At 67.5% G+C, this 702-nt stretch carries 1 other RNA gene; it reads right to left on the reverse strand.

The window, feature by feature from the left end:
• Positions 1–391: 391 nt before the first annotated feature.
• Positions 392–702: a transfer-messenger RNA gene (gene ssrA, locus NZU74_20445) on the reverse strand; the annotation flags it as partial.

Consider the following 702-nt stretch of genomic DNA (forward strand, 5'->3'; position numbering starts at 1 on the left):
GGGGCAGCCCCCACCCTAGCCCTCCCCCGCTGGGGGAGGGGGCAGCCCCCACCCTAGCCCTCCCCCGCTGGGGGTGGGGGCAGCCCCCACCCTAGCCCTCCCCCGCTGGGGGAGGGGGACAAACCTCTCCCCGGAGGGGGGAGGCAGGGAGGGGAGCAGGGAGGGGGGCGCGGGAGTCGCGTGGTGGCCGGCACAGACATCTCTTACGCGGCACGTACGCAGCGCCCCTCTCTCGGCGAAGCCGGGAGCGGGGCGGGGGTGAGGGAGAATGGTTACGAGCAGCGACGGATAACAGCTGCGCGAGGTTGGCTAAGACAACATACAGGGCAACCGTGCAGCAATGTTGCTAGCTCGGTTGCCCTGCGCGTTGTGAGGCTTTTTAACCTCTGTGTGGTGGAGATGGGGGGAGTCGAACCCCCGTCCAGAAAGCTAGACCGCAGACATCTACAGGTTTAGCCCCTCGCTTCATCTCGCCCGTGGTCGCGCGAGTGGCAGAGCGACCGTGGGGCCAGCCTATTGTCTTAGCCGATAGCGCTTAGGCGAGCGCTAGCGGAGCACCCGACTTGCGACGCTCGATCCGCAGCCATCGGGGGAGCTGCGGGGAGCGCGCTGCCAATCTTAGGCAGCGAGGGCCAGCCGAGGCTGAACCCGAGCGTTGTTGTTGGCAGTTGTTGCCTTGCCCCTTTTACGTGACTGGGCGGC

This window comes from Chloroflexaceae bacterium, assembly GCA_025057155.1.
In the GTDB taxonomy this organism is placed as follows: Bacteria; Chloroflexota; Chloroflexia; order Chloroflexales; family Chloroflexaceae; genus JACAEO01.